Source organism: Trichococcus flocculiformis (assembly GCF_900113645.1).
Taxonomy (GTDB): domain Bacteria; phylum Bacillota; class Bacilli; order Lactobacillales; family Aerococcaceae; genus Trichococcus; species Trichococcus flocculiformis.
Genome location: NZ_FOQC01000015.1, coordinates 23,613 through 47,460 on the forward strand (window position 1 = coordinate 23,613; position 23,848 = coordinate 47,460).

The window sequence follows — 23,848 nt, forward strand, 5'->3', positions numbered from 1 at the left end:
GCCATTATGCCACTTTTCGTTGGCGATGGAAAATGAGAACCATCGGCGCTGAGCGGCTATTGTATTCTGTTCAATTTATCATTCAGCTTGGCGTAAATGATCCTCATGTAAGGCTCGCTGCACTTGGTGAGCGCCTCTTCCAACCCCATCCAAGCGACGCCGCTGTTTTCGTCCGGTTTGACGCTCGTCTGTTGCGTTTCGTCCGCCTCCAGCAAGTAAGTCAGGTTCAGATGTACATGCGTCCCTACCTGTTTGCCGTTTTTGACGTGCCCGTCCACACTCAATATTTCGAGCGAAAAGAGCTCTTGCGATATCGGCGTTACCCGCTCGATACCGGTCTCTTCCTTCGTTTCCCGGATGGCTGTCGCCAGAAAATCGGTTTCGCCATCCATGTGACCACCCATCCAAGCCCAAGACTGGTAGATGTTATGGTAAACCATCAGCACCTTGGTACGATCGCGATTGACGACCCAACTCGAAGCGGTGAAGTGGGCTAACTGATTCTCGCGCTTGAACAAATCATCGAATTGATCTAGATACCGAAGCATCAGCTCACGATCTTTTTCTTCCTGTTCATTAAAGGGAGAATAGTCCGCAAGCAATTGTCTGATTTCCATGATAGCCCTCCTTTCACATGCTTTTAGCGGTTAATTGGTTCGCGAGAAACCTTCATCATTCAGATAACCGACAGCCGCATCACGTGTCTTGAAGATTCCTTCCATTTGACCGCTCTTCAACGCAACCGACCACATCGGATTATCGTAGATCAGCAACAGAACATCTCCGGACCGGTCCACCCATTTTTCCGAGTAACCTTCCACATAGCCGTCTGCGGTTTTTTTCAGGAAGGAAATCGCCTTTTCCAAAAGGAAACGGATCGTTCCTTCGTCGCTTTCCAATACGGAAATATAGCCTTTATCCGTCTCTTCTTTCGGCAGATAGCCTGCATAAATGAAGGCATTGCCGTTTGGATGCAGGAAGCGGACAACTATCTTGTGGTCCACCGCACTCGCATTGAAATGATAATTGATCCGGTTCATCGAAACCGGTACAGCCGTCAATTCCTCGTAATCATCAAATATCGCTTTTTTTTCTTCGAATGACAGGGTCATTTTATTCACTCCTCGTTAATGTTCTCCGATTTTGCGGAGGCTCGGTTCATTCTACCATATCCGGCTGCGGGCGTTCAGCCCCATCAGCGCATTTTTCAAGAAAATGATGCCTTCCTTCCCCATCGCGGTAGGAAATGATCTTTTCGAGGTTCACGCTCTGCACACTCTGAAAAATGTTCGCATCGATAAGCGGACTCGTTTCGCGCAGTTGCCCGATCAATGCCTTCACCTCTTTGCGCTTAAAACCTCCCAGATCGCTCGGTTGATTTTCGTACATTTCCGTGAAACGGCAAGCGCACTGTAGGAAGGTCAGTTGATGATAGTCTTTCCAAGCGATGATATCTGCTTCCTTCACATGATAAAGTGGCCGGATCAGCTCCATCCCTTCAAAGTTCCGGCTGTGCAGTTTCGGCATCATCGTCTCGATCGTTCCGCCGTAAAACATATTCATCAGAATCGTCTCGATGACGTCATCGAAATGATGGCCCAAAGCGATCTTGTTGCAGCCGATTTCCTGGGCTTTTTGGTACAGGTTGCCCCTGCGCATGCGCGCGCAAAGATAGCAAGGGGACGAATCCACATTCTCCACGACATCGAAAATAGCGGACTCAAAAACAGTCAGCGGGATGTCCATCAATGCGGCATTGTCCAAAATCTGTTGCTGATTCTGTTCGCTGTAGCCCGGATTCATCGCCAAAAAGACCAACTCGAACCGGAGCGGACCATGCCGTTGCAGTTCCTGCATCAGTTTGGCCAGCAGCATCGAATCTTTTCCGCCGGAGATGCAGACGGCTATCTTATCACCGTTCTGGATCAGGTCATATTCCTGGATCGCTTTGATGAAGGGCCGCCATAAGGGTTTCCGGTATTTTTTGATGAGGCTTCTTTCGATTTGATCGCATTTTTCCATTTGATAAGGGTTTCCTTTCTTGCAGGTTATCCGGTTGATTTTAATGTGTATCGTTTGCTCCGGTTAGCGCCCGTTTCCCTGGAGCTGGGGCACCACTTGATATGCCCCGAGGTCCAAATGACGCTCCTCCAGAAGACTCACCGGCATGACATCCATCAAGGCATTGGTGACGAATACTTCATCCGCACTCAAAAGCTCCTCCAGAACGTACGCTCCTTCTTGGAACGGAATCTGTAATGCAGCGCATTTCTTGATTATCCGCGCTCTAGCCGTTCCTTCCAGGATACCGCAATGCAGCGACGGAGTGTATACGATTCCGTCCTTCACCCAAAAAACATTCGAAACGCACCCCTCGGAAACATGGTCATGCGTGTTCAAAAAGATGGCTTCATCAAAGCCTTTCTGAACGGCCGCTTCCTTTTCCAGAATGTTGTCCGCATAGTTCATACTTTTGATGCCGACAATTTTCGAGAATTCGTTCCTTCTCGCATCAGCCAGACATACTTTCAAGCCTTTCGCATATTCCTCTTTGTAAGTTTTCGTTCCTGTCAGGATAAGGATATCCGCTTTCTGTTGTGTCTGTTTTGTAGGGGTCGGTTTGCTGCAGACGACCTTTACGAAGCCTTCGGAAACGCCATTCAGCTCCAGTAATTTTTCGACGATCGGCTGGAGCTCATTTTCCTCATAAGGGCAAACCATCCCCAGAACCGACAGCGCCTGGACCATGCGTGTGCAGTGCTGGTCCAGAAACAACACTTGTTTACCGGAGACACGGATCGTCTCAAAAACCCCGTATCCGTACATGAAACCCGGGGACAGTGGGCTGATCAATGCTGCATCTTCCTCAAGATAGGCATTATTCAAAAATACTTGCATTGTCATTCTCCTTCCGGTAATTCCGCCTGCAGCGCTTCGATGAGTGCCTTCGCCTTCACAAGCGTCTCTTCGTATTCCATTTCCGCATCCGAATCCCAGACGATACCGCCGCCGACCTGAAAATAGGCAGTATCTCCCTTTTGGAGGATCGTCCGGATGACAATGTTCAGATCGGCATCGCCGTTGAACCCGACATAGCCGATCGATCCGGTATAGACGTTGCGTTGCGTCGGTTCGATTTCATCGATGACTTCCATCGCCCTGATTTTCGGCGCACCCGTTATCGATCCGCCCGGGAAGGCGGCTTTGATGCAATCGAGCGCGTGGAGGCCTTCCTCCAACTCCCCTTCGACTGTCGAAACAAGCTGAAAAACGGTGCTGTAGTCTTCGATATGATACATTTCCGTTACCTTGACGCTGCCGGTTTTACAAACTCGACCCAAATCATTGCGCATAAGATCGACGATCATCAGCAATTCGGCACGGTCCTTCTCGCTTTCCAGCAATTCTTGGCGATTGGCGCTATCCTCCTGCTCGGTAGCGCCGCGTGGCCGGGTACCTTTGATCGGCCGCGTCTGTACCTTGCCGTTGCGGATTTGCAGGAACCGTTCAGGCGAACTGCTCAATAGCTGACCCATGCCGAAGTCGATGTAGGCGGCAAATGGAGCCGGGTTGATGTCGCGCAAACGCGTGTACAGCTCGTAGGGCGATGCTTCCGTCCGGCACTGGAAGCGTTGGGTCATGTTGACCTGATAGATGTCGCCGGACCGGATATATTCCTTGATACGCGCGATTGCATCCAAATAATAGTCTTTTGTCATGTTCGCGGTGAGCTTTGGTCTGGCTTCACTGGCCAACTCCAAGGCACGGAGAGGGAATCTCATCCCCTCCGCAGCCACGATGGTTTTTTCCACCTCAGCCACCCACTTTTCCGGATTACCGAAGAACCCCGGCGAGGCAAGTTGGACTTTTCCAAAAAGGTGGTCCACCACAATCGCCCCGTCATAAATGCCGAAGAAGCTGTCAGGGATCTGGACATCATCGTGCGCTTCCTTCGGCAACCGTTCCACTTGATGGCGCAGTTCATAGCCGAAGTAGCCGACAGCTCCGCCGATGAAAGGGAGTTCCCCCGTATAGTCCAGCTGATAGTCTTCCAGCAATGCTTTCAATTCTTCGAACGAATCTACGCCCGCTTTGGCAGTCAGCGTCCGTTCGGGATCGAATCCGATGAAGGAATAGCGTCCCAATTTCCCCGGATCCATGCCGCTGTCCAGGAAAAAACAATGCTTGCGGTCGCGGAACAAAGAAAAGAGTTCGAAGCTCGAAAGCCCGGTGACGATTTCCTTGATCACGATATCAGTCGCTCTTTTTTTCATCGAAAATCACCCCTTCCCGCTTTTTTTGGGCGCGCCCATAAAAGTTGCGCAACATATCCAAACCGTGCTCCGTCAGAATCGCCTCGGGATGGAACTGAACCCCCTCGATCAGCTCTTCCCGGTGAAGAAAGCCCATGATTTCGCCAGCTTCTGTCCAGGCAGTGACTTCCAGCGCTTCCGGTAAGCTCCCATTTGCCACGATCAGGGAATGGTATCTTGTGACATTCAGCGGGTTTTTCAAGCCTTGAAAGACGCCTTTGTCTGTGTGTTGGATGGCATGCACTTTGCCATGGACAGGCTCTTTCGCCTTCACAATTTCCGCGCCGAACAGCTCTGCAATCGTTTGGTGACCCAAGCAGATACCCAGAATCGGGATCGTTCCTGCGAAATGTCTGACGACAGCCAGACTGATGCCCGCTTCATTTGGTGTCTTCGGACCCGGAGAAATCAGGATCATCAGCGGATTCAGTGCCGCTATCTCTTCGATTGTTATTTTATCGTTCCGTTTCACCACAACAGTCTCATCCAATTGCCTCAGATATTGGACGAGATTGTAGGTGAAGGAATCATAATTATCTATTACAAGTATCATACGGTCCCTCATCATCATTGTTATTTTTTCTATCGTTCTTTCTGTCAAATCTCCTAAAATGATAGGTCCATCATACCAAATGCCGAGACTCCAGCCTATAGTTTTGGGAAAACTGACTTCTGACGAAAAAATGACCAGGACAACTGCCCCAGCCATTCTGTCTTTCCCGAAATCGGCAGCATACGCGGTTACAACCTGCCCTCACTGTCGTCACTCTTTTTACGGGTTGACATCCGCCTCATTGTCAAAGCCGCGCTGTTCCCAATACCCTTTATAGTTCGCGTCATCGGACAGTTCGATGCGGGTGATCCATTTGATCCATTTGTATCCCAGTTTATCCTCCGCCACCAGTTGGAACGGAAAGCCTCTTTCCGGCGGCAGGACAACACCGTTCATCTTGTAGGCGATCATCAGTTGCCTGTCCATGATCGTCTGCAACGGCAAGGCTGTACTGTAGCCATCCTCTGAATGAAAAATGACCGTATCGGCGCTTTCTTGAATGTCCACTGCTTCGAATAGATCCGCAAGCAGGATCCCTTCCCAAAGGATATCCACGCTCCATCCTTCCACGCAATGCAAGGTCACAACCTTCGTGTACTTCTGATTATCCAGCACTTCGTCGTAGGTCAGGGAAATTGGCTGCTCGACCAAACCATCGATCGTCAGCGTGTAGACATCAGTGTTTATATATTGCGGGCCCTTGATGGAGTTTTCCCGAAAATCGGTCAAGGAAGATAAATCTTTCCCCTCGTATTCGGTCACCTCGATTTTGGTCAGTTCTTGAAGATCAGTTTGGCTTGAAGTGTCATCATTCGATGTTCCACAACCAAAAAATAACAAACTAAGCAACAGAACTAGGCATTTATTGAGAATGCGATTATTATAGTGGCACTTTGCTCCGACTTTTTTCACTTTTTTCATCAAAATGCCTTCTTTCCGAAACCCTTCCGACTAAAAACCACGTGTCTGCCCTTCCCACGGCTGCTGCTTGCCTTCCCGGTGTTCTTCCACGCTGGGCCCTTTCAGGTTGCGGAGACGCCAAATGCCGTAAAGATAGCTAAGGATCAATCCAGCAAGCGTGAACGGAAGTCCCAGGAGCGTATTTGTCCAAGCCAACTCGGCAACATCACCGCGTCGGAAAAGAATGACCTGCAAAGCCAATCGCATCAGAAAAAACAGTAACCAAATGATTGTCACTTCCTGATAGGCCGGCTTCACGTCCTTACGCCAATACCATTCCAGATCCCACCCGCGCGTCAGATGGCTCGTCAAAGCGGCCATCGGTTTCCCCATGATGAGGCTCACCAACGCCGCCAACACGAACATGGCGCTGGACATTATTTTGGGCAGGTAATAATTAGCGGCATTATTGGAAAAATAAGCGATTGCGGAGGCAAACATAACCCCGACCAAACCACCCATGGCATAGCGCAACGGTTGCTTCCGTGCCAACCGGATGATGGCCAACAGCAAAGCCAAAGCAATAGCCATAATACTGGCGACAGTCAACTGATAACGGCTGTTGACCACGGCAAACAGTAAGGGCGGCAATACAGCATCGACCGTCTTCCCTGAGATGACCAATTTCAATTCTTCCGAAATTTCCTTGACTCTGGTTTTCAAATCATCATCCCCTCCCCATTTTCTGTAAATCTGAAAATCAGCCTCTCTATGTGCCCCAATTATACTATTTCCAAGCAAGGAAAGCATTTATCAGAAACCGGTGTTATCCGGAAACTTGGCACCTGATCCAATTCAATAAGGAAAGCTGAACGGGTTCGTTCAGCCCTGATTAAGGAAACACTGTGACCTAATCGGTCAAGTACTCTGATGTCACAGTGCGACATCAGAGGGCCTCACTACGAGACCAGTTGGATGGCCTGATGACAGGACTAAGCGATTGAAATCGCAAGAGTCATGACAATTTAGGAAATCTGTCCACGCAACGTTCCCTACGGTCACCTTGTACTGGGGCTCTAAGGGATGAATCCCTAAGAGTCCCATGCAACTGAGCATCGCAGAGCGCAATTGCTGAGAGACTTCCGAAACAAAGGAATCAACGTGACCGTACCGGTCAGTTGTATCATGTTTCTAAGCCATCAAAGATGGCAAGAACCATGACAAGTCGAACAGTATGTCTTGGCTCGCAGAGACAAGAGGTTCCTATATCCTTTTTCCGAAGGGCTAACCCGTGAAGCTGGACATCATTTTAGATGCATGAAACATGTTGCAAACTTGTGAAACACCTACGGTGATGCACTTTTGAGTTGAAAAAATTTTATAAATTCCTGTAGAGTAGAGGACTGATTTCTAACAACGACTCCTTAGCGGGTCGTTGTTTTACTTTCAGCTCCCCCTCATCAAACCGTACGTGAAGTTTTCCCTCATACGGCTTTCCGACATTCTTCGTCATGTGCATTACGGTCATACAACCGACAGTTTCTTAAGCCTATATTTGGTCATTTCTCTCACTATGCTCAGATTGCTCCGTTTATTCTTGTTATTTCTCCGTTTGTTGTAGTGTAGTGTCAGCAATTCCAGAATGTACCAGTCGATCCGATTTAGCCACCTCGTGGCAATTGGTGAAATGCGATAGTAATTTCGCATTCCAACAACCTTGCGGTTGATACCGTCAATCAAGTCCATTGTATTGCAGACCAACTTACTCCTTGGAGATATATAATCTTTAAACGTTTGTCTCATCTTTTTCATAGCTCCCTTTTTAGGGATGTGCTCGAGAAAGTACATCACTTGTCCGTTTTTCTTCCTTTTTGGGAACTTTCTATTGTGGAATCCTAGGAAGTCAAATCCTCCCTTGTCATCCCAGATATTAACCAACCTACTCTTGTCCAGATTCATCTCCAGTTCGAGCTTTTGGAAAACTGCCTTAAGAATCTGGATACTCTGTATCGCATCCTTCTTCGTGTGGCATAGTATGACCATGTCGTCTGCGTAACGCACTAACGTCCCCAGACTGGCATACCGCTTTTCCCAAATTGTATCCAGATAGTTCAGGTATATGTTCGCCAATAACGGTGAAATTACCCCGCCCTGAGGCGATCCCAGAAAAGAAGGTTTCAACTCCTTCTCATCAAGCACCCCTACCTTCAACCACTGCCGAATCAGTTTCAGTACCCTTCTATCCGAGACACGCTGTTTCACCAGTTTCATCAATTTGTCATGGTGAATATTGTCAAAGTATCCTTTTATATCTATATCCACCACCCAATAGCTTTTCTGGCTGGCTTTGCGAATCGCCTTCATAGCCTGATGGGCATTCCGGTTTGGACGGAACCCATAGGATGAATCTTTAAACATCGTTTCGAAGATTGGTTCTATCACCATCTTTGTTGCCTGTTGAACAACCCTGTCTTCGATTGTCGGTATCCCTAAGGGACGCATATCTTTTGAATTTCCTTTTGGAATCCATACTCTTTTAACCGGCTGAGGTTGATATGTCTGGTTTTTCAGTTTCAGATACAAGCTGTTCAGGAAGTTATTTTCACCGATTTCGTCTTGGATATAATCGAAGGTCAGCCTGTCCACACCTGCACTGCCCTTGTTAGCTTTCACTTTCAGCCATGCCGTTTTGAGTATGTCCGGACGGTAAATCTTATCATATAGTGCATGAAACTTTCGTTTCGGTTGTGCCTTGGCACAGTGATATAGCATCTGTCCGAAGGACTCCGCTTTTTGTTTCAACATGGTATTAGTCATTTGTTTGACATTCATATACAGAATCCTCCTTTCAAATGTACTGAATGAAGTAAGGAACCTTCCCTAAAACAAGTTTTGTTGTCTTGATTATCATTGGTACTATGTTCCCCTCCGACTCCCTTCCGCCTTGTCCTCACTTCGGTTGCCCTTATAGATTTCAACTTTACTTCCTTCGGAAGTGGCGGGGAGGGTCTCCCCAGTTCCGTAAATTACTTTCCCATCATGTCGCTTCCCATACTCCGAGAGATTCTTGAGTGCTGTTCCAAGTTCTATACACCGTCCATGGTCTTCGCCCAACATATAAAGGCTCGACTTCTCCTTGGCCGCAAAGCGGGTTCTTTTGACGAAGCTGCAGAATTCACTTTATGTTACAACCTGATGGCTTGCTTGCCCAACTTTCGTTGGTACTTTATCACAGAGCTTCAACCTTAGAATTTCTTCACCAGTTGTCTGATAGCTACCGAGCGCCTTGGCGCTTACTCGGACTGGACTTTCACCAGTTAGCAATTTACGGCTTGCTGGGCACGCATATGTCCAACAAAAAAACAAGTCCAGGATCATCTCCTGGGCTTGCTTTTCATTTGTCGCTCAGATGACTTTATCCCTCAGCAATATCGCAGCTGGGATGCCGGCCATGTGCTTTAGATCGAGGATGCTGTCCGTTTCCGCAATTGTTAACAAGCCTTTTTCAAGCACCAATTCCCTGACTGTTTTCCCTGTCTCCAGTGATTCTTTGGCGATTGCGCTGGCTTTTTGGTACCCGATTGTCGGGCAAAGGGCGGTCGCAATACCGGCGCTCTCCTCCACCTGTTTGTAGCAGATCATCTCATTCGCTTGGATCCCTGTGATGCAATTGGCGGTTAGAGTGGCGACTGCATGCGTCAAGCAGTCGATTGATTCAAACAGCGAATGGAAAATGATCGGTTCGAAGGCATTCAGCTCCAGCTGACCCGATTCGGCGGCCATCGTGATGGTCAAATCGTTTCCGATTACGCGGAAAGCGACTTGCGAAACGACTTCGGGTATCACCGGATTTACTTTTCCCGGCATGATCGAAGAGCCGTTTTGCTTGGCAGGCAAATTGATTTCGCCGATGCCCGCCTTCGGTCCGCTCGACAACAAGCGCAGATCATTGCTCATCTTCGACAAGTTCACCGCCGCCGTCTTGATTGCCGCCGAGACCCTGACAAAGCCATCCACGTTCTGGGTCGCATCGAAAAGGTCATCCGCCTGCGTGAAAGCAATCCCCACTTCCTCGCTCACAAAAGCTGTGATGTTTTCCAGGTATTCCGGCGTCGCATTGATGGTATTACCGATTGCGGTCCCGCCGAGGTTAAGGATCTTCATCTCTTCCGCGGCACTCATGAGGTGGCGGATATCCCTCTTGACGAAGGATTGATAAGCCCGGAACGTCCGCCCCAACGTAGTCGGGACCGCATCCTGCATTTGCGTACGCCCCATCTTGATGACACCGGCAAATGCTTCGGCCTTTTCACCCAATGCGCTCTCCAACTTTTCCAGTTCGGCAATCAGCTCAGGCAGAATTTGCAGCACGGTCATTTTACCCGCTGTCGGGAAGACATCGTTGGTGGACTGGCAAAGATTCACATCATCATTTGGATGAACGATGCGGTAGTCGCCTTTTCTCCCACCCAATATTTCGATGGCGCGATTGGCGATGACTTCGTTGGCGTTCATATTGGCTGAAGTACCGGCACCGCCTTGGATGGCATCCACGATGAAGGCTTCATGAAAATATCCCGCCATAATTTCGTCGCAGGCTTGGACAATCGCATCCTTTTTAACGGCTGTCAGGTTCCCGGATTGAGCGTTCACGACAGCTGCGGCTTTCTTGATCCATGCCAAGCTTTTGACCAATTCCGGATGCAGATTCGTGCCCGTGATGGCAAAATTTTCCTTTGCACGCGATGATTGCACACCATAATACGCTTCTGTGGGTACTGCCAACGTTCCGATCGAGTCCGCTTCAATTCTCATATTCATCTCTGTTTGCCCCCTGAAATTTTTCTGTACTTCTCTGTACTTCATAGAGGAAACAATACCACCTTGACAAACTGATTAAAACAACTCACAAGAAGTTGCGAACAAAACCTGCATATTCGACCTTTTCACAGAAGAATCCCATGCTGTTTCCGATATAACTTTATTTTCTTAAGACATGTCAGTATTGGTTTGCTTCCCATGATAGGTATGATATAAAATCTTAAGAATACAAAGCAAACAAGAAAAGGGAAGGAACCTCCAATGGATAAAATCGATAAACAAATTTTGAACATTCTGCAGACGAATGCGCGGGCTTCGCTGAAGGAAATCGGTGAGGCCACTTTTTTGTCTTCGCCGGCGATTTCCGCAAGGATCGCCCAGCTGGAGCGGAACGGCATCATCACTGATTACGGCGCTCACGTGAACCTTCAGGCGCTGGGTTACAACATCAAAGCTTTCATCAATCTGGAGGTCGATCCCAAGCAAAAGCCGGTATTTTATCCATTCGTGGAAGGCATCCCGAATGTGTTGGAATGCAACTGCGTGACCGGAGAATTTTCGATGCTCCTGAAGGTCGCCTTTCCGACGACGAAGGAATTGGATACTTTCATCGGCGAACTGCAGCAGTTCGGCAAGACCTACACGCAGATCGTCTTCTCAACCTCGGTCGGTCCCAGGGGCATCCATTTTGAGGACCAATGACAATAACGATCCGCATCAGCCCCGAAAAAAAGCTATCCGCTCCCGAAAATGATAGGGAGCGGATAGCCTTTGAAATTGGATTCTGACGATTTATCGCAAACGTGTTCTGATTCGCAGACACCACTACCGTTTCGAAACCAGCTGTCGTCCATAAAAGAGGTGAACGGCAGCTGGTTTCTCCAACGTACGGGTGTCTAAACGCGATTCATCACACTCTATTATACGTAGTAAAGATTCTCGGATGGGTAAACCGGATCGCAGGTGATGTCGAGGCCAAGATTCCGGAGGATCTGATCATCATCTTTGTTAAGGATGACCGTCGAATGGGCTTGCACATCCTTCAGCTCGGAAAGTTTATCGTAAGCCAACTGGGCTGTCGGATTCGTGACCGCTGATATGGATAGCGCGATCAGGATCTCGTTCGCAGTCAATGTCGGGATGCGCTTGTGCAAGCCATCGCTCTTCAGCTTTTTGATTGGCTCGAGAATGACCGGAGACAACAACAGGATGTCGTCGGAAATGTTCGCCAAGGCTTTGATAGCGTTCAAGATGGCTGAGGAACAAGCATCCATCAGATCGGAAGTCCTGCCGGTGATGATTCTTCCGTCGTTCAATTCGAAAGCGATGACCGCAGGAATTTCGTTGTCAACCGTACGTTTCATCAAGCGTTCCGCGTATGCGCGGGCAGGTTTTACTGGTGCGCGGTCTTCCTGCTTCAGCTCAAGTTCTTCCATGATCAGACGCATATGATCGCGCGTCTCTTCATCACTCAAACCTTTCTTATAGTCGCATTCCGTGTCGAAGCTGCGGCGGATGATTTCCTGCTTCGACGCTTCACGGATCGCTTCATCATCGGTGATGCCGAAGCCTACTCGGTTCACGCCCATGTCAGTCGGTGATTGGTAGACGGATTCCTTGCCGGTGATGCGCTCGATGATCCGTTTGATGACCGGGAAAGTCTCCAGATCACGGTTGTAGTTGACTGCCACTTCGTTGTAAGTCTCAAAATGATAGTTGTCCATCATGTTGACATCCTTCAGATCGACTGTTGCGGCTTCATAGGCAATGTTCAGCGGGTGCTTCAAAGGAACATTCCAGACCGGGAAAGTCTCGAATTTAGAATAGCCGGCCACGCGCCCTTGACGGCGTTCGTGGTACAGTTGGTTCAAGCAGGTAGCCAACTTGCCGCTGCCGGGACCCGGAGCGGTAACGACGACAATCGGCTTGGTCGTCGGAATATAAGTGTTCTGGCCGAACCCCTCTTCGCTGACGATCTTTTCGATATTGGAAGGATAACCTTCGATGGCGCCATGGGTATAGACTTTGATGTCGCGTTTTTCGAGTTTGTTGATGAACACTTTAGTGGCCGGTTGTCCGTTATAGCGCGTGATGACGACACTGTTGACGGATAATCCATAATCCCTCAGCTCGTCGATCAAGCGGAAGACATCCATATCATAAGTGATGCCGTAGTCGCCGCGGATTTTATTGCGTTCGATATCCCCCGCATATACACAAATCAAAATTTCCGCTTGGTCTTTTAGTTTCTGCAGCAATTTGATTTTTGCGTCTTCATCGAAACCAGGCAATACGCGTTTCGCATGCTTGTCGCCGATCAGTTTCCCTCCGAATTCAAGATACAATTTATCGTAATTGTTGACCCGTTCGAGAATATATTTCGATTGCTCTTCAATGTACTTCTGTGGATCAAAGCCGATTTTTTTCATCTGTTTTCCTCCGATTGTCTGAATGGTGTATCTGTATACTTACTATTATGCGTCTCTTCCCGGATGCGAAACTGTATGATCTGCCTCATCCAAAAAGCTTTGTTTTCAACTCTAACTATTATAGAGCAATTTCTTTGATTGGCAATAAGCATTTTAATCCCGCGATGATTCGTTCAACAACATGCGAGCCGTAACCCACGCGGTGAGTGGGATAATGCCGGTCACTCCGATGCCGATGACGAACATGGAAAGGACTTCCGAAACGAGCACTTTTGCGTTCAGCGCCTCCCCGAAAGGATAAGACAGGTCCCTGAACCAGAGAAAAAGTGCGAGATAACTGCCGACGAAAGAAAAATAGAGCGTATTCGTCGTTGTTCCGATGATGTCCTTTCCGATTGTCATCCCCGAACGGAATAATTCTTTTTCCCCCAACTGCGGATTGCAGTTATAGACCTCATACAATGAAGATGAAATGGAGATAGCCGTGTCCGTAATGGCAGCTATCGTTCCGGTTATCATGGTACAAATTCCGATTTGGACAAAATCAACATTCACAAAAAAGGAAAGCGTGGTGTACTCCTCCACTTCCTCGGGACCGAAGCCCTGGATCATCGCAAACCGATGCACAACAATAGTCAGTAACAACAAAAAAAAAGTCGTAACGATCGTCGCAATAAAGGCCGCCTTCGTTTTAACATTCACGCCGTTTATGTAGAATAAATTGATGTAGCTGACCACCGCACAAGCCAGCAGGGTAACAACAAGTGCAGGAAAGCCATTTATCAACAGCAACACCAATACATAGAGGACAGCAAAGTTGAAAAACAACGACAGGAACGAAGAAATACCACGTCTGCCGCCCACTACAACCATCAGCAGCAAAAGCAACAGCGCCAATACCAGTTGCACGCTCATCGCCGATCACCCGCTTTCTTGGGAATCAGACGGACAGCTGTGAGCATTGCCAACGGAACCGTCAAAACGATACCCAAACTGCCCGCCAAAGCTCGGGTGATTTCCAAAGATAATTGCATCGAAAAGGTATGGAACACATCGGAGCCGTTCTCCAGATAAAAAACGAGCGTCGGAATCGCTCCGCTAACATAGGCAAAAAGCAACACATTTGCCATCGTTCCCATGATGTCCTTGCCGATTTCGCGTCCCGACTGGAATAAAGCTTTGCCGGATATTGCGGGGTCTTTTTCGTACAGTTCCTGAATGGCCGCGGTCATCGTAATGGCGACATCCATCACCGCACCCAACGATCCGATCAATATGCTGGATAGGAAGATTCGTCGCGGGTAATGCGTCACAAACTGCATTTCCTCATAGCGCAGGCCTTGCCCGTTCGTCCCGGCAATGACCCCATAAGCGATGATCAAAGTCAGGAATGTTCCGATCAAAGTAGAAAGGATAGCCGCGTAAGTCTTTCTGTTTCGGCCGCTGACCAAGAGCAGTGTCAGGACGGTCCATCCGATCACTGCAGCACTGCTTATCCATAATAGCTGTGCGTTATCTGCAATTTCATAGCTGTCCAAAGCGATATTGAACAGCAATATGTTCCCTGCAATACTGACGAGGGAAAGCAGACCTTTTTTCCCCGCTACCGCCACCAATACGAAAAGAAATAAGGATCCAAAAAGGACAACATATTTATCCCGCTTTATTCCGGAAATTTTACCTGTCAGGGTACCCGAAGCACGCTCGCTTAAGGAAAGGAACACTTCATCCCCTGAACGGTACATCTGGCTATAGGCAAGTGAGTCGGAATAGTTGTTTTCTATCACGACTTGCGTCCCTTTCGACTCCCCGTTCATCAGTACAGCCGTCAGTTTTTGGTTGTATATGGGATAGTTTTCCTGACCTGCACCAATCGTTTCATCGGTTCCAACAACTTCCGCTGCGGTTATTTTGGCGATCGGTTCTTCGTACCATGCGTAGTTATGATAGCTGAATAGTGTCAGCAGCCCCAACAACGCCGCAAAGAAGGTCAGTAATATACGTTTAGATCTAACCAGCACTCCTTTTTTCATCCGTTGTTTTTCCTCCCTCCAATAGATTGCCGCATGGATTTTATCCTAGATTGTGACAGAGAATCTTTTCCATTCGGATGTCGTCGCGCCATTGGCCTTGTGAATAGGTGAAGTGAGGAATGACGCCTATTTGTGTGAAGCCGGATCTTTCATACAATCTGATTGCGCCGGCATTGTGGGAAAACACCCCCAGTTCGATGCGCCGATAGCCGAGACTCCGGCATTCCTCTTCATACAGAGCCATGACCGTTTTGCCGATGCCTTTGTTGCGCCAATCCGGATCGCCGATATAGATTCCCAGCCAAGCTGTTTTCCCGTCATTCTTCAACAGGGCAGGAAAGTCGCGGATGATCGATGCAATCCCAATCGGCTTGTCATCCACGCAGATGAAATAATTGCGTTTGTCCGGATTGGACAGGCTCTCGCGGACATTGCCTTCCGTCACCGAAGGCAGCTCACTTGTTTCAACATAGTGCGGCGTGATGAACGGTGAAATAGCCGGGTCATTTTCCCAACGGCACACTGCCTGGATCAGTTCCTCGTTCAATGGTAAATTTTTTAGTTGCACGTTCATTTCATTATCTCCTCATCGTTTCCACTGGTCGACCATTCCATGCGAAAAGGATTGCGCCTCTTGGTCAGGCGCAATCCTTCTTGAAAATCTGCAGAGTTCTTTTTACAGTAGCTTTTCGTAACCCCAACGCATATCGCCGATGCTCGTCAGGATGTGGCCGCAGTAGGTGTAGCCGGCTTTCTGCAGGGCCCGCTGCATGCTTTTGTTGTCGGGATGCGTATCGATGCGCATACTCGTATAGCCTCTTTTACGCGATTCATCCCCAGCCCATGCGACGATTTCCCCAAGAACGCCCTGACCACGGAATGTTCCTTTTATCGTGATGCGATGGATGACCGTGTAAGGATTATCCGTTAGCCATTGGCCTTCGGTGATGACTTTATAGGTAGGGTCCTCGCCGTAAAAAAATGCAAAAGTTGCCGCTGGGATACCGTCCCGCAAGTAGATATAGCTGTACCCTCCGGCCATATCCTGAAGAATGACCGCTTCGTTCGGGTACCCTTTTTGCCATTGATCGATGCCGGATGCCTTCAGTGTGACTTTCGCCTCATTGATGATTTCCATGATTGCAGGCAGATCCGCTGGCATTGCTTTTCTGATCATTGCTCCACCGCCTTCCATTTTTCCATTTAAATAAGATTATACCGGAAATTTTATTGTTTTCCTGCATTTTTATTGTTTTCATCCCCGACAATCTGGATTCTTATAGGTTGAACATCTTTCGGTACTGCTGGATATAGGATTGCTTTTGTTTTTTCAGCATGTAGAGCGCGTTTTTGATCTGATCCGGCTCATCCGCCATATCCAAATCTTCCTTTTGTTTTTCGATGCCCTCCACCACAGGCTCACAGTAGGCCGCTTCTTTGATTTCATCCAAAATGGCGATGATTTCCTTGCGCATCCTTTCAACACGAGGGCCTTCACCGGCTTTTATTTCATCCAGGCTTTCGACGAGTTCCCGGAATGGAAGGTTCCTTCTGACTTTTCCGTCCTTGATGCGGATATATTCCTTTTTGAACTCCGTGACACCGGGCACCGCTCCATTCAGCTGGTACCAGCCATCGTAGAGGATCCATCCGCCTTCCGGTTCGGCCGGGATGAAGTCTCTTTTTAAAATGTATACTTCGTCCGCTCCGGTAATTTCCGCCACCAAACATTTGCTTTCGCTGTCTGCCGGGCTGAGCTGCAAACCTAACTTCGACATGGTAAAATCCTCTTTCTGTTCAATATTGGTAGTGTTGATCCCTTCGTCAGGCCGATTGCGCTGCGCCTGATTGCGTCCTTCTATTATACGTTATCTACATTGTTATGGATAGGTACTCGATTTCAGACTGGATAACATTCCCAACTATTATCAATACTTCAATAGTTTTATTTTACTGCATCAAAAAATGCTTTTGTAAGGACAGATATTCCTCACTTGCCTTTGCACCAGAGGCTTTTCGTTGGTTACTGATAAACTCCTATAGTAAACTATATACAATAACAAATTTGTCGAAATATATAGTTTAGGAAGTGATCATATGGCAAGGAAAATGGGAAAATTGAAGTTCGCCCTCATCGGCATCGTGATTGCAGGCATTCTTACACTCGTTCTCTTCACAAAGAACGGAAAAATCGAACGGTTGACTTTTGCCGAAGAAACGAACACGGAAGCCAGCCTCGGTTCACTGGATGAACTAAAGGAGGGATTGTCCGACTATCCCGAACTGTACCGAGCGGCTTTTGAAGAGGATGGCATCGATCCGGAAGACAACATTTTCATCATCCCGGGAATGGATGCCACTTTGACGCTCCATCATGAACACGAAGAAGCGGACATCTGCACCACCATGACGCCGCAAGGTTTGGCCGTCAACAAAGATTACCTGTTCATATCGGCTTATTGCCAAACCAAAGAACACAATTCCGTCATCTATGTGCTTGAAAAAAAGAGCGGTTCCTTCATCAAGGAAATCGTCTTGGACGGCATTCCGCATGCAGGCGGCCTCGCCTACGACAACAACCATGAGCTGCTCTGGGTCACCTCGGAAAAAGGCGACACCGCGCAGGTCATCACTCTGTCTTTGAAGGATATTGAAGCCTATGACTTCGCGGATTCCGCTGAACCGATTACCTATACGGACAGCATCGAACTGCCTGACATCAAACGCGCTTCAACAATCACGGTCCACGGCGATGACCTCTACGTAGCGCATTTCGATGACGAAGAGACAAGTGTCATGCACCGCTACCTCATTTCCACAACAGAAGACGAAGACGGAAAGGAAGTCCATGCGCTCGATACAGGAAAAAGCACAGAAGAGGCTTATCCCGACGATGTCGACAAGATCGGCAAAGAAATCCAAGGTCTGGCTTTTTATCGCGAAAAGCTGATGCTGTCGCGCTCTGCCGGCAGAAAGAAGGACTCGACGCTGCTTTCTTTCGATCGCTTGAAGGAAACCGAAAATTTCACCGATAAGAACGCCAGCACCGAAATCACGATGCCGTCCTATCTGGAACAGATTGCCGTGGTCGGGAAGCAGCTCTACATTCTCTTCGAATCAGGTGCTTACCCTTACCGCGCCCATGGCAACCCAAGCATCGACCGGGTACTGCGTGTGGAAATCGATTCGCTGTTCGCAGAATGAACAAACAGGAGGTTATCCCGCTTGCGGGACTGCCTCCTGTTTGTTTGGGGTTGGCTGCTATGTTTTTGCGGCTTGGGGTTTGTGCTTCTTTGTCCGATATCCGCATAGAATCGGACAAACGGTAATATGGATGTTTCAGTCTACATGATCCGTCAGTTCGATGCGTTGATCTCCCTCCAACAGTTCCCTTACGATTTCCATGTAGCGCTTGGAGATTTTGCTGAGCGGACGCACTTTCGAATAAATGAAGCCGATGGTATTTTTTTGATCGACATCCATCGGTACCACGACGATATGGTCCTGCGTGTTTGATTTCAGGAGACCGGATCCGACCAAGTAACCATTCGTCACGGACAGCAGATTCAATACGGTTGCGCGGTCACTGGCACTGATCCGCTGAGCATTTTGATCGACTTGGATCGATTCTTCCATCAACTGCAAGGTGCTATTTTTGCTTTGATCGAAGGAAATGACAGGGTACGGATGGAGTTCCTCCTGCGTTATTCTCTCCTTCTTCGCCAACGGATGGAATTCGCTGAGGAACACATGCGGTTGGAACGCGATCAACGGATCGAATTTCAGGTCGAAGGCTTCGAGATACTGCTTGATGACCTTCCCGTTGAAATCATTCAGATAGATGAAGCCGACTTCGCTGACGGCATCCCGCACGTCTTCCATCACTTTCGAGGTGCTCGTCTCCAGGAAACGGAAATTCAATGATTCTTCCTTCTTTTCCGAAACCAGTCGGGCAAAGCCTTCCGAAGCAAAATCATAGTGCTGGCTGGAGACGGAAAAAAGTCTCCTGTTTTCGGTCGCAGATAGATAGCGGTAATCCAATTGGTCCGCTTGGGCTACGATCTGATCGGCGAATTCCAAAAGCATAGCCCCTTCTTTGGTTATTTCGATCCCTTTTTTGGAACGCTCGAAGATCTGGATGCCATATTCTTCCTCCAGATCTTTGATGCTTGACGACAGACTGGACTGCGCCATATATAATTGCCTTGCGGCCTCCCGAAAAGTGCCGTATTTCGCTACTGTGATGACATAACGCAATTGTTGCAGGTTCATATTTTTGCCTCCTTGGCTCTATTTTCCGATGGGGTCCCATCGTTTCCACAAAAAAAGTGCATGCGCGTCAACAAAACACACATGCACGAGTATTCATCATCATTTCAGCGCTTCACTTGGATGTGGATGCACAATCTGCCCCTGATCCCCTTTACAGAGTGGCCACGCTCACCCGGCTGCGGAGATCAAAAGATGATAAGAATATACTTGCATGTTTCTTACATCCGCACATACAACACATCATCTTCTGCATGGTTCTGCCTCCCCTTCTGTCCTCATCGCTTTCTAATAAGATAGCGATTTTCCCGGCATCTGTCAATCATTTTCACTTTTTCGGCCTTAAATGAATTTTCCCGTCACCGAATTTTTGTCTTTCCGGATATCAGATGGGGTCCCTTCCGCAATGACTTTCCCGCCGGCAGTTCCGCCACCCGGACCAAGGTCGATGATCCAATCCGCAGCCGCGATGATCTGTTGATTGTGTTCCACAACGATCACTGTGCTGCCGGAATCTACCATCCGATCCAACAATCTCAGGAATTTTTCGACATCGAGCGGGTGCAGACCAGTAGTCGGTTCATCGATCAAATAAAGATTCTTTTTCCCCCGATTTGCCAGGAGTTCCACTGCCAGCTTGAGCCGTTGCGCTTCCCCGCCTGACAAAGTCGTTGTCGTTTGGCCGAGCTCGAGGTATCCGAGGCCGACCTCCTGGAGCAGTTTCAGGATGGCACTGATTTTGGGCGAATCCGCAAACAGTTCCGCACCTTCCTCAACCGACAACCCCAGCACCGCAGTGATTGAATGGCCACGATAGGTCACGGACAAGACTTCATCCTTGAAGCGTTTACCCAAACAGACGGGACAAGGGACTTGCTGGTCTTCAAAAAACAACAGGTTGTTAGTGACGACCCCCAAGCCTTCGCAATGATCGCAGCGCCCCCCTTTCACATTGAAGGAAAAGTGATTGGCTGTCATTCCCTTATCAATGGCAGTCTGCTGTTGGCCGAAAATTTTCCGGATTTCCGTGTAGGCATCCGAATAGGTCGCGACATTCGAACGTTTCATCCGGGTGAGCGGGGCCTGTTCCACGACGACAATCCGGTCGAATGAGCCGGTCCCGCTCACCTGATCCGCTTCCTCCGAAGGGCCAGTGTCCCCTTTCGCCAGCACATCGAACACGAGTGTCGATTTCCCGGACCCTGATACGCCAGTGACCCAAACCAGACAACCGATAGGAAAACGGACTGTCAGGTTCCGCAGGTTATGCTTGTTCGCTTGGCTCACCTCGATGAAATCACCGGATCCTTTGCGGAAAATTTCGCGCGGTTCCGGGTTGCTGTTCAGATAGGCACCGGTGACGGATGTCGCTTGATCTTTGATTTGCTGCAGCGTTCCCGATCCGATGACTTCGCCCCCATATTTCCCGGCTCCCGGACCGATATCAATCAGGTAATCCGCTGCCGCCATGACGGCTGTGTCATGTTCGATGACGAGCACCGTATTGCCTTTGTCCCTCAGCGAGCGCAGGACCGTCAGGAGCCCGGCTGTATCTTTTGGATGCAGACTGATTGTCGGTTCATCCAGGATGTAGATGACACCCGTCAGATCCGAATCGAGGACAGCCGCCAACCGCAGACGCTGCGCTTCCCCTCCCGACAGCGTCATCGTCTGCCTGTCGAGCGACAGATAGCCCAATCCCAACTTCAGGATCCTTTTCAGTTTGGTCTTCAGATCCGTCACATAGACGCCCGCCAACAGTTGTTCCGAATGCGTCAGATTTGCATCAAGTTCGCGGATCCAATCCACGAGACCGGTCAATGATGACCCGGACAGTTCAGGCAAGCGCGTCCCCTTCACGGTCACGCTCCTGCTCAGCTCATTCAATCGCTCGCCATGGCATTCCGGGCAGATAGCAGATTCAAAGTAGGCTTCCCGAAGTTTGGAAGCCCCTTTTTGATCTGCCATTCTGCGCCAAAGGTTCGGCAACACACCTTCATACCGGCCTTCAGCAACCGTTCGGGGCACCGGCACATCCGGGACCAACCGACGCACTGCTTCACTTTCGGCTCCCTGCAGCAACAGCACGCGCTGCGAAGGCAAAAAGCCCTTCACAGGCATATTTGTTTTCAGCGGAATCCCGTAATGGTCACAAGCGGCATAGAACGACTCCAGTTGATACTCACGGTAGCGTTTTTCCCAAAAAACGACCGCGCCAGCTTCCAGCGATAGCTCTTCATGGAGCACTTTCCCTTCAGCAACTGTCATTACCTCCCTCAAACCTTGGCAGGTGGCGCAGGCCCCTTCACGGGTGTTGTAGGAAAAATGGGTGCGGGTCAGCTTTTCCATCCGCTGAGCGCAATGCGGACAATACTGGAACACCTTGAAGTCATCAGCGGTCTTTTCGGTTTCCTCACGGCAATCCGCCGAACTGAATTCCTTCCCGCAAGCCGGGCAGTCCCTTGTGCTCAACTTCTCGTACAGCATCCGCAGATCGGTATAGATGTCAGTGACCGTTCCCACAGTCGAACGCGGATTTTTATTGTAGGCTTGCTGCTGGATTTGGATAGCGGGGGACACATTTCGGATCGCATCGATATCCGGCTTGCGTATACCTTGGTAGCCGATCGCCTCCAGATATTGGCGTTGGCATTCCTGATAGAGCACATCCATCGCCAGCGTCGTTTTCCCGGAACCGGATACCCCTGTGAGGACGATCCATTTGTTCCGGGGCAAGTCCACCGTGATGTTCTTCAGATTCCCTTCCTTGGCACCGCTGATGCTTATGTATTCCATGACTGCTCCCTCGCTTCCTTTTGATATCCTTTTGTTTCAATTATATGCCACTTGCTGCATTTTTGTCCTGATTAGGCGGGATGGATGCTCAGTTTTCTGTTATACTTCAGAAGAGAGACGACCGCGATACTCAGGCGGCGAACAGAGTCAGGAGCGAAATCAGATGAAAAAAACAAACCAAAAGAATACAAATAACAATAAACGCAATCGTCAGGTCAAGGCGACAGAACCCCAAAAAAGCCCGTCCACCAAAGGGGTTACCCAATACCCTGTGACCGAACCGAGCGAATTGTTGCCCTTCTTGCTGCAGATCCTCAGCAAACAAAGCCGCAATTCGGTCAAATCGATCCTTACCCGCGGACAAGTGACGGTCGACGGCAAGTCCATTACCAAACACAATCACCCATTGGAACCCGGACAGACTGTCGGCATTCTGGCAAATAAGGAAGCCCTCAAAAAAACTTCCCTATCAGGCCTCAAGATCCTGTTTGAGGACGAATCCATCATCGTGATCAACAAGGATGCCGGCCTGTTGTCGATGGCAACCGACGATCCAAAGGAACCGACCGCTTATCGCCAATTGAGCCAATACGTCAAAGAAGACAACAAAGCAAACCGGATATTCGTCGTGCATCGCCTGGACCGGGATACCTCCGGCGTCATGCTGTTCGCAAAATCCGAAGAGCTGAAAGAAAAGCTGCAAAATAATTGGAAAGAAATCGTCAAAGAACGCATCTATACCGCTCTGGTCGAGGGCGAAATCAAGAAGGATGCAGGCACGATTTCCTCGTGGCTGACCGAGAGCAAAGCCATGAAGGTTCATTCCAGTCCGAAAGACAACGGCGGCCAGCATGCCGTGACCCATTACCGCAAGATCCGCGCAAACAAGGAATATTCGCTCTTGGAAGTGGAGCTGGAGACCGGACGCAAGAATCAGATCCGCGTCCACATGGAATCCTTGGGCCATCCGGTTGCCGGAGATAAGAAATACGGTGCCCGTACCAATCCGATGAAGCGTTTGGGGCTGCACGCTACCACACTCGCTTTCATCCATCCTGCGACCGGTGAGCTCGTCCGCTTCAGCGCACCGGTGCCGAAAGCCTTTCTGCTGTATTCGAAATAAGAAGAAAGAGAGTGGGTCAATAGGCGTTTAAACCCGGATCACTGGAGCGAAGAAGCGCAGGATGGTCGCAGACCATCTGAGCATTCTCCGTGAAGTGGAGCCAGGGCCTGCCTTTTGGCGCACGTTTACGCAAATAATATTCGAATATATAATTTGAGGCTGGAGTTTTGTCCCAGCCTCTTCTTTGTGGTTTGGGGGTATGTTTGTCTGGAATGGGGTTCGAGTTCGTAGCGTTCATAGTGGCATTCCCCGCCAAAGTGGCTTGAGGCTGCTGAAAAAGTCAGATAAATTTCTGGCTTTTTTTGTATTTTGGAGGAAAATAAAGATATGAAGGGGTGATAATTATGCTACGCAATGAAGAAAGGCTCACAGTGAGTCCTTACGCTCAACTTTATGATATTTTGGTCCCTGAGGACCATATATTAAGAAAAATAAATACACTGGTGGATTTCTCTTTTGTTTATGACGAAATAAAAAAGAATTATACGGTTGATTTCGGAAGAAAGGCTGCTGATCCTGTTTATATGTTGAAACTATTACTTCTCAAAATTCTGAATCCTTTGTCAGATCGCGATCTATGCGAAAGGGCTAGATATGATATATCATTCAAA

At 48.8% G+C, this 23,848-nt stretch carries 22 protein-coding genes; 4 read left to right on the top strand and 18 right to left on the bottom strand.

Features of this window, described 5'->3' with window-relative positions; all coding sequences use genetic code 11:
• Window positions 1-56: 56 nt before the first annotated feature.
• The 10 genes from BMZ71_RS07215 to BMZ71_RS07265 all read right to left on the bottom strand — a co-directional run bounded on the left by BMZ71_RS07215 (window position 57) and on the right by BMZ71_RS07265 (window position 10,587).
• Window positions 57-617 (bottom strand): NUDIX hydrolase, encoded by a 561-nt coding sequence (locus tag BMZ71_RS07215; protein ID WP_086989242.1) that lies wholly within the window; start codon window positions 615-617, stop codon window positions 57-59.
• A 30-nt stretch (window positions 618-647) separates the two neighbouring features.
• On the bottom strand, window positions 648-1,112 hold the full coding sequence (locus BMZ71_RS07220) for a hypothetical protein (RefSeq protein ID WP_086989241.1): 465 nt from the start codon (window positions 1,110-1,112) through the stop codon (window positions 648-650).
• A 46-nt stretch (window positions 1,113-1,158) separates the two neighbouring features.
• The gene (locus tag BMZ71_RS07225; protein ID WP_086989240.1) at window positions 1,159-2,022 is read right to left on the bottom strand and encodes a tRNA 2-thiocytidine biosynthesis TtcA family protein; all 864 of its coding nucleotides are present in this window, start codon (window positions 2,020-2,022) and stop codon (window positions 1,159-1,161) included.
• Window positions 2,023-2,085: 63 nt separating this feature from the next.
• Entirely contained in the window at window positions 2,086-2,898 is an 813-nt protein-coding gene (locus tag BMZ71_RS07230; RefSeq protein ID WP_177187531.1) for an aminotransferase class IV, read from the bottom strand.
• 2 nt (window positions 2,899-2,900) lie between these two features.
• A complete protein-coding gene (gene pabB, locus BMZ71_RS07235) occupies window positions 2,901-4,274 on the bottom strand; it encodes an aminodeoxychorismate synthase component I (RefSeq protein WP_218142782.1) in 1,374 nt (457 codons plus the stop codon).
• A complete protein-coding gene (locus tag BMZ71_RS07240; RefSeq protein WP_086989263.1) occupies window positions 4,255-4,866 on the bottom strand; it encodes an anthranilate synthase component II in 612 nt (203 codons plus the stop codon). The genes pabB and BMZ71_RS07240 overlap by 20 nt, the downstream gene beginning before the upstream one ends.
• A 219-nt stretch (window positions 4,867-5,085) precedes the next feature.
• Window positions 5,086-5,787 carry a molybdopterin-dependent oxidoreductase gene (locus BMZ71_RS07245; protein WP_086989238.1) on the bottom strand — a complete coding sequence of 234 codons (702 nt, stop codon included), beginning with the start codon at window positions 5,785-5,787 and terminating at the stop codon, window positions 5,086-5,088.
• 30 nt (window positions 5,788-5,817) lie between these two features.
• Window positions 5,818-6,489: a DUF3159 domain-containing protein gene (locus tag BMZ71_RS07250; RefSeq protein WP_218142783.1), complete on the bottom strand. Its 672-nt coding sequence runs from the start codon at window positions 6,487-6,489 to the stop codon at window positions 5,818-5,820.
• An 801-nt stretch (window positions 6,490-7,290) separates the two neighbouring features.
• A complete protein-coding gene (gene ltrA, locus BMZ71_RS07255; RefSeq protein ID WP_218142784.1) occupies window positions 7,291-8,598 on the bottom strand; it encodes a group II intron reverse transcriptase/maturase in 1,308 nt (435 codons plus the stop codon).
• A gap of 573 nt (window positions 8,599-9,171) precedes the next feature.
• Window positions 9,172-10,587 carry an aspartate ammonia-lyase gene (locus BMZ71_RS07265; RefSeq protein WP_086989235.1) on the bottom strand — a complete coding sequence of 472 codons (1,416 nt, stop codon included), beginning with the start codon at window positions 10,585-10,587 and terminating at the stop codon, window positions 9,172-9,174.
• A 261-nt stretch (window positions 10,588-10,848) separates the two neighbouring features.
• Between BMZ71_RS07265 and BMZ71_RS07270 the strand changes: the two genes are divergently transcribed.
• Window positions 10,849-11,289 carry an Lrp/AsnC family transcriptional regulator gene (locus tag BMZ71_RS07270; protein WP_086989234.1) on the top strand — a complete coding sequence of 147 codons (441 nt, stop codon included), beginning with the start codon at window positions 10,849-10,851 and terminating at the stop codon, window positions 11,287-11,289.
• A 218-nt stretch (window positions 11,290-11,507) separates the two neighbouring features.
• On the opposite strand, the gene BMZ71_RS07275 is transcribed toward BMZ71_RS07270, so the two are convergent.
• From BMZ71_RS07275 to BMZ71_RS07300, 6 genes are all read right to left on the bottom strand, one after another.
• Window positions 11,508-13,016, bottom strand: coding sequence for a DUF1846 domain-containing protein (locus tag BMZ71_RS07275; protein ID WP_086989233.1), 1,509 nt, complete (start codon window positions 13,014-13,016; stop codon window positions 11,508-11,510).
• Window positions 13,017-13,169: 153 nt separating this feature from the next.
• Window positions 13,170-13,931 (bottom strand): YibE/F family protein, encoded by a 762-nt coding sequence (locus BMZ71_RS07280; RefSeq protein WP_086989232.1) that lies wholly within the window; start codon window positions 13,929-13,931, stop codon window positions 13,170-13,172.
• Window positions 13,928-15,049 carry a YibE/F family protein gene (locus BMZ71_RS07285; protein WP_086989231.1) on the bottom strand — a complete coding sequence of 374 codons (1,122 nt, stop codon included), beginning with the start codon at window positions 15,047-15,049 and terminating at the stop codon, window positions 13,928-13,930. The genes BMZ71_RS07280 and BMZ71_RS07285 overlap by 4 nt, the downstream gene beginning before the upstream one ends.
• Window positions 15,050-15,089: 40 nt before the next feature.
• Window positions 15,090-15,623 carry a GNAT family N-acetyltransferase gene (locus BMZ71_RS07290; protein WP_086989230.1) on the bottom strand — a complete coding sequence of 178 codons (534 nt, stop codon included), beginning with the start codon at window positions 15,621-15,623 and terminating at the stop codon, window positions 15,090-15,092.
• Between the two features lie 102 nt (window positions 15,624-15,725).
• A complete protein-coding gene (locus tag BMZ71_RS07295) occupies window positions 15,726-16,226 on the bottom strand; it encodes a GNAT family N-acetyltransferase (RefSeq protein WP_086989229.1) in 501 nt (166 codons plus the stop codon).
• Window positions 16,227-16,326: 100 nt separating this feature from the next.
• A complete protein-coding gene (locus tag BMZ71_RS07300) occupies window positions 16,327-16,827 on the bottom strand; it encodes a hypothetical protein (protein WP_086989228.1) in 501 nt (166 codons plus the stop codon).
• 319 nt (window positions 16,828-17,146) lie between these two features.
• On the opposite strand from BMZ71_RS07300, the gene BMZ71_RS07305 reads away from it, so the two are divergent.
• Window positions 17,147-18,253, top strand: coding sequence for a YncE family protein (locus BMZ71_RS07305; protein WP_086989227.1), 1,107 nt, complete (start codon window positions 17,147-17,149; stop codon window positions 18,251-18,253).
• Window positions 18,254-18,388: 135 nt separating this feature from the next.
• Here the strand turns inward: BMZ71_RS07305 and BMZ71_RS07310 are convergent, their stop codons facing one another.
• Both BMZ71_RS07310 and BMZ71_RS07315 read right to left on the bottom strand, forming a co-directional pair.
• Window positions 18,389-19,321, bottom strand: a complete 933-nt coding sequence (locus BMZ71_RS07310; RefSeq protein ID WP_086989226.1) for a LysR family transcriptional regulator — start codon at window positions 19,319-19,321, stop codon at window positions 18,389-18,391.
• Window positions 19,322-19,660: 339 nt separating this feature from the next.
• Window positions 19,661-22,114 (bottom strand): ATP-binding cassette domain-containing protein, encoded by a 2,454-nt coding sequence (locus tag BMZ71_RS07315; protein WP_086989225.1) that lies wholly within the window; start codon window positions 22,112-22,114, stop codon window positions 19,661-19,663.
• 163 nt (window positions 22,115-22,277) lie between these two features.
• Between BMZ71_RS07315 and BMZ71_RS07320 the strand changes: the two genes are divergently transcribed.
• Together BMZ71_RS07320 and BMZ71_RS07325 are read left to right on the top strand one after the other, a co-directional pair.
• A complete protein-coding gene (locus tag BMZ71_RS07320; RefSeq protein WP_086989224.1) occupies window positions 22,278-23,237 on the top strand; it encodes an RluA family pseudouridine synthase in 960 nt (319 codons plus the stop codon).
• A gap of 344 nt (window positions 23,238-23,581) precedes the next feature.
• The coding region (locus BMZ71_RS07325) for a transposase (RefSeq protein WP_177187532.1) at window positions 23,582-23,848 on the top strand (267 nt) is incomplete at its 3' end.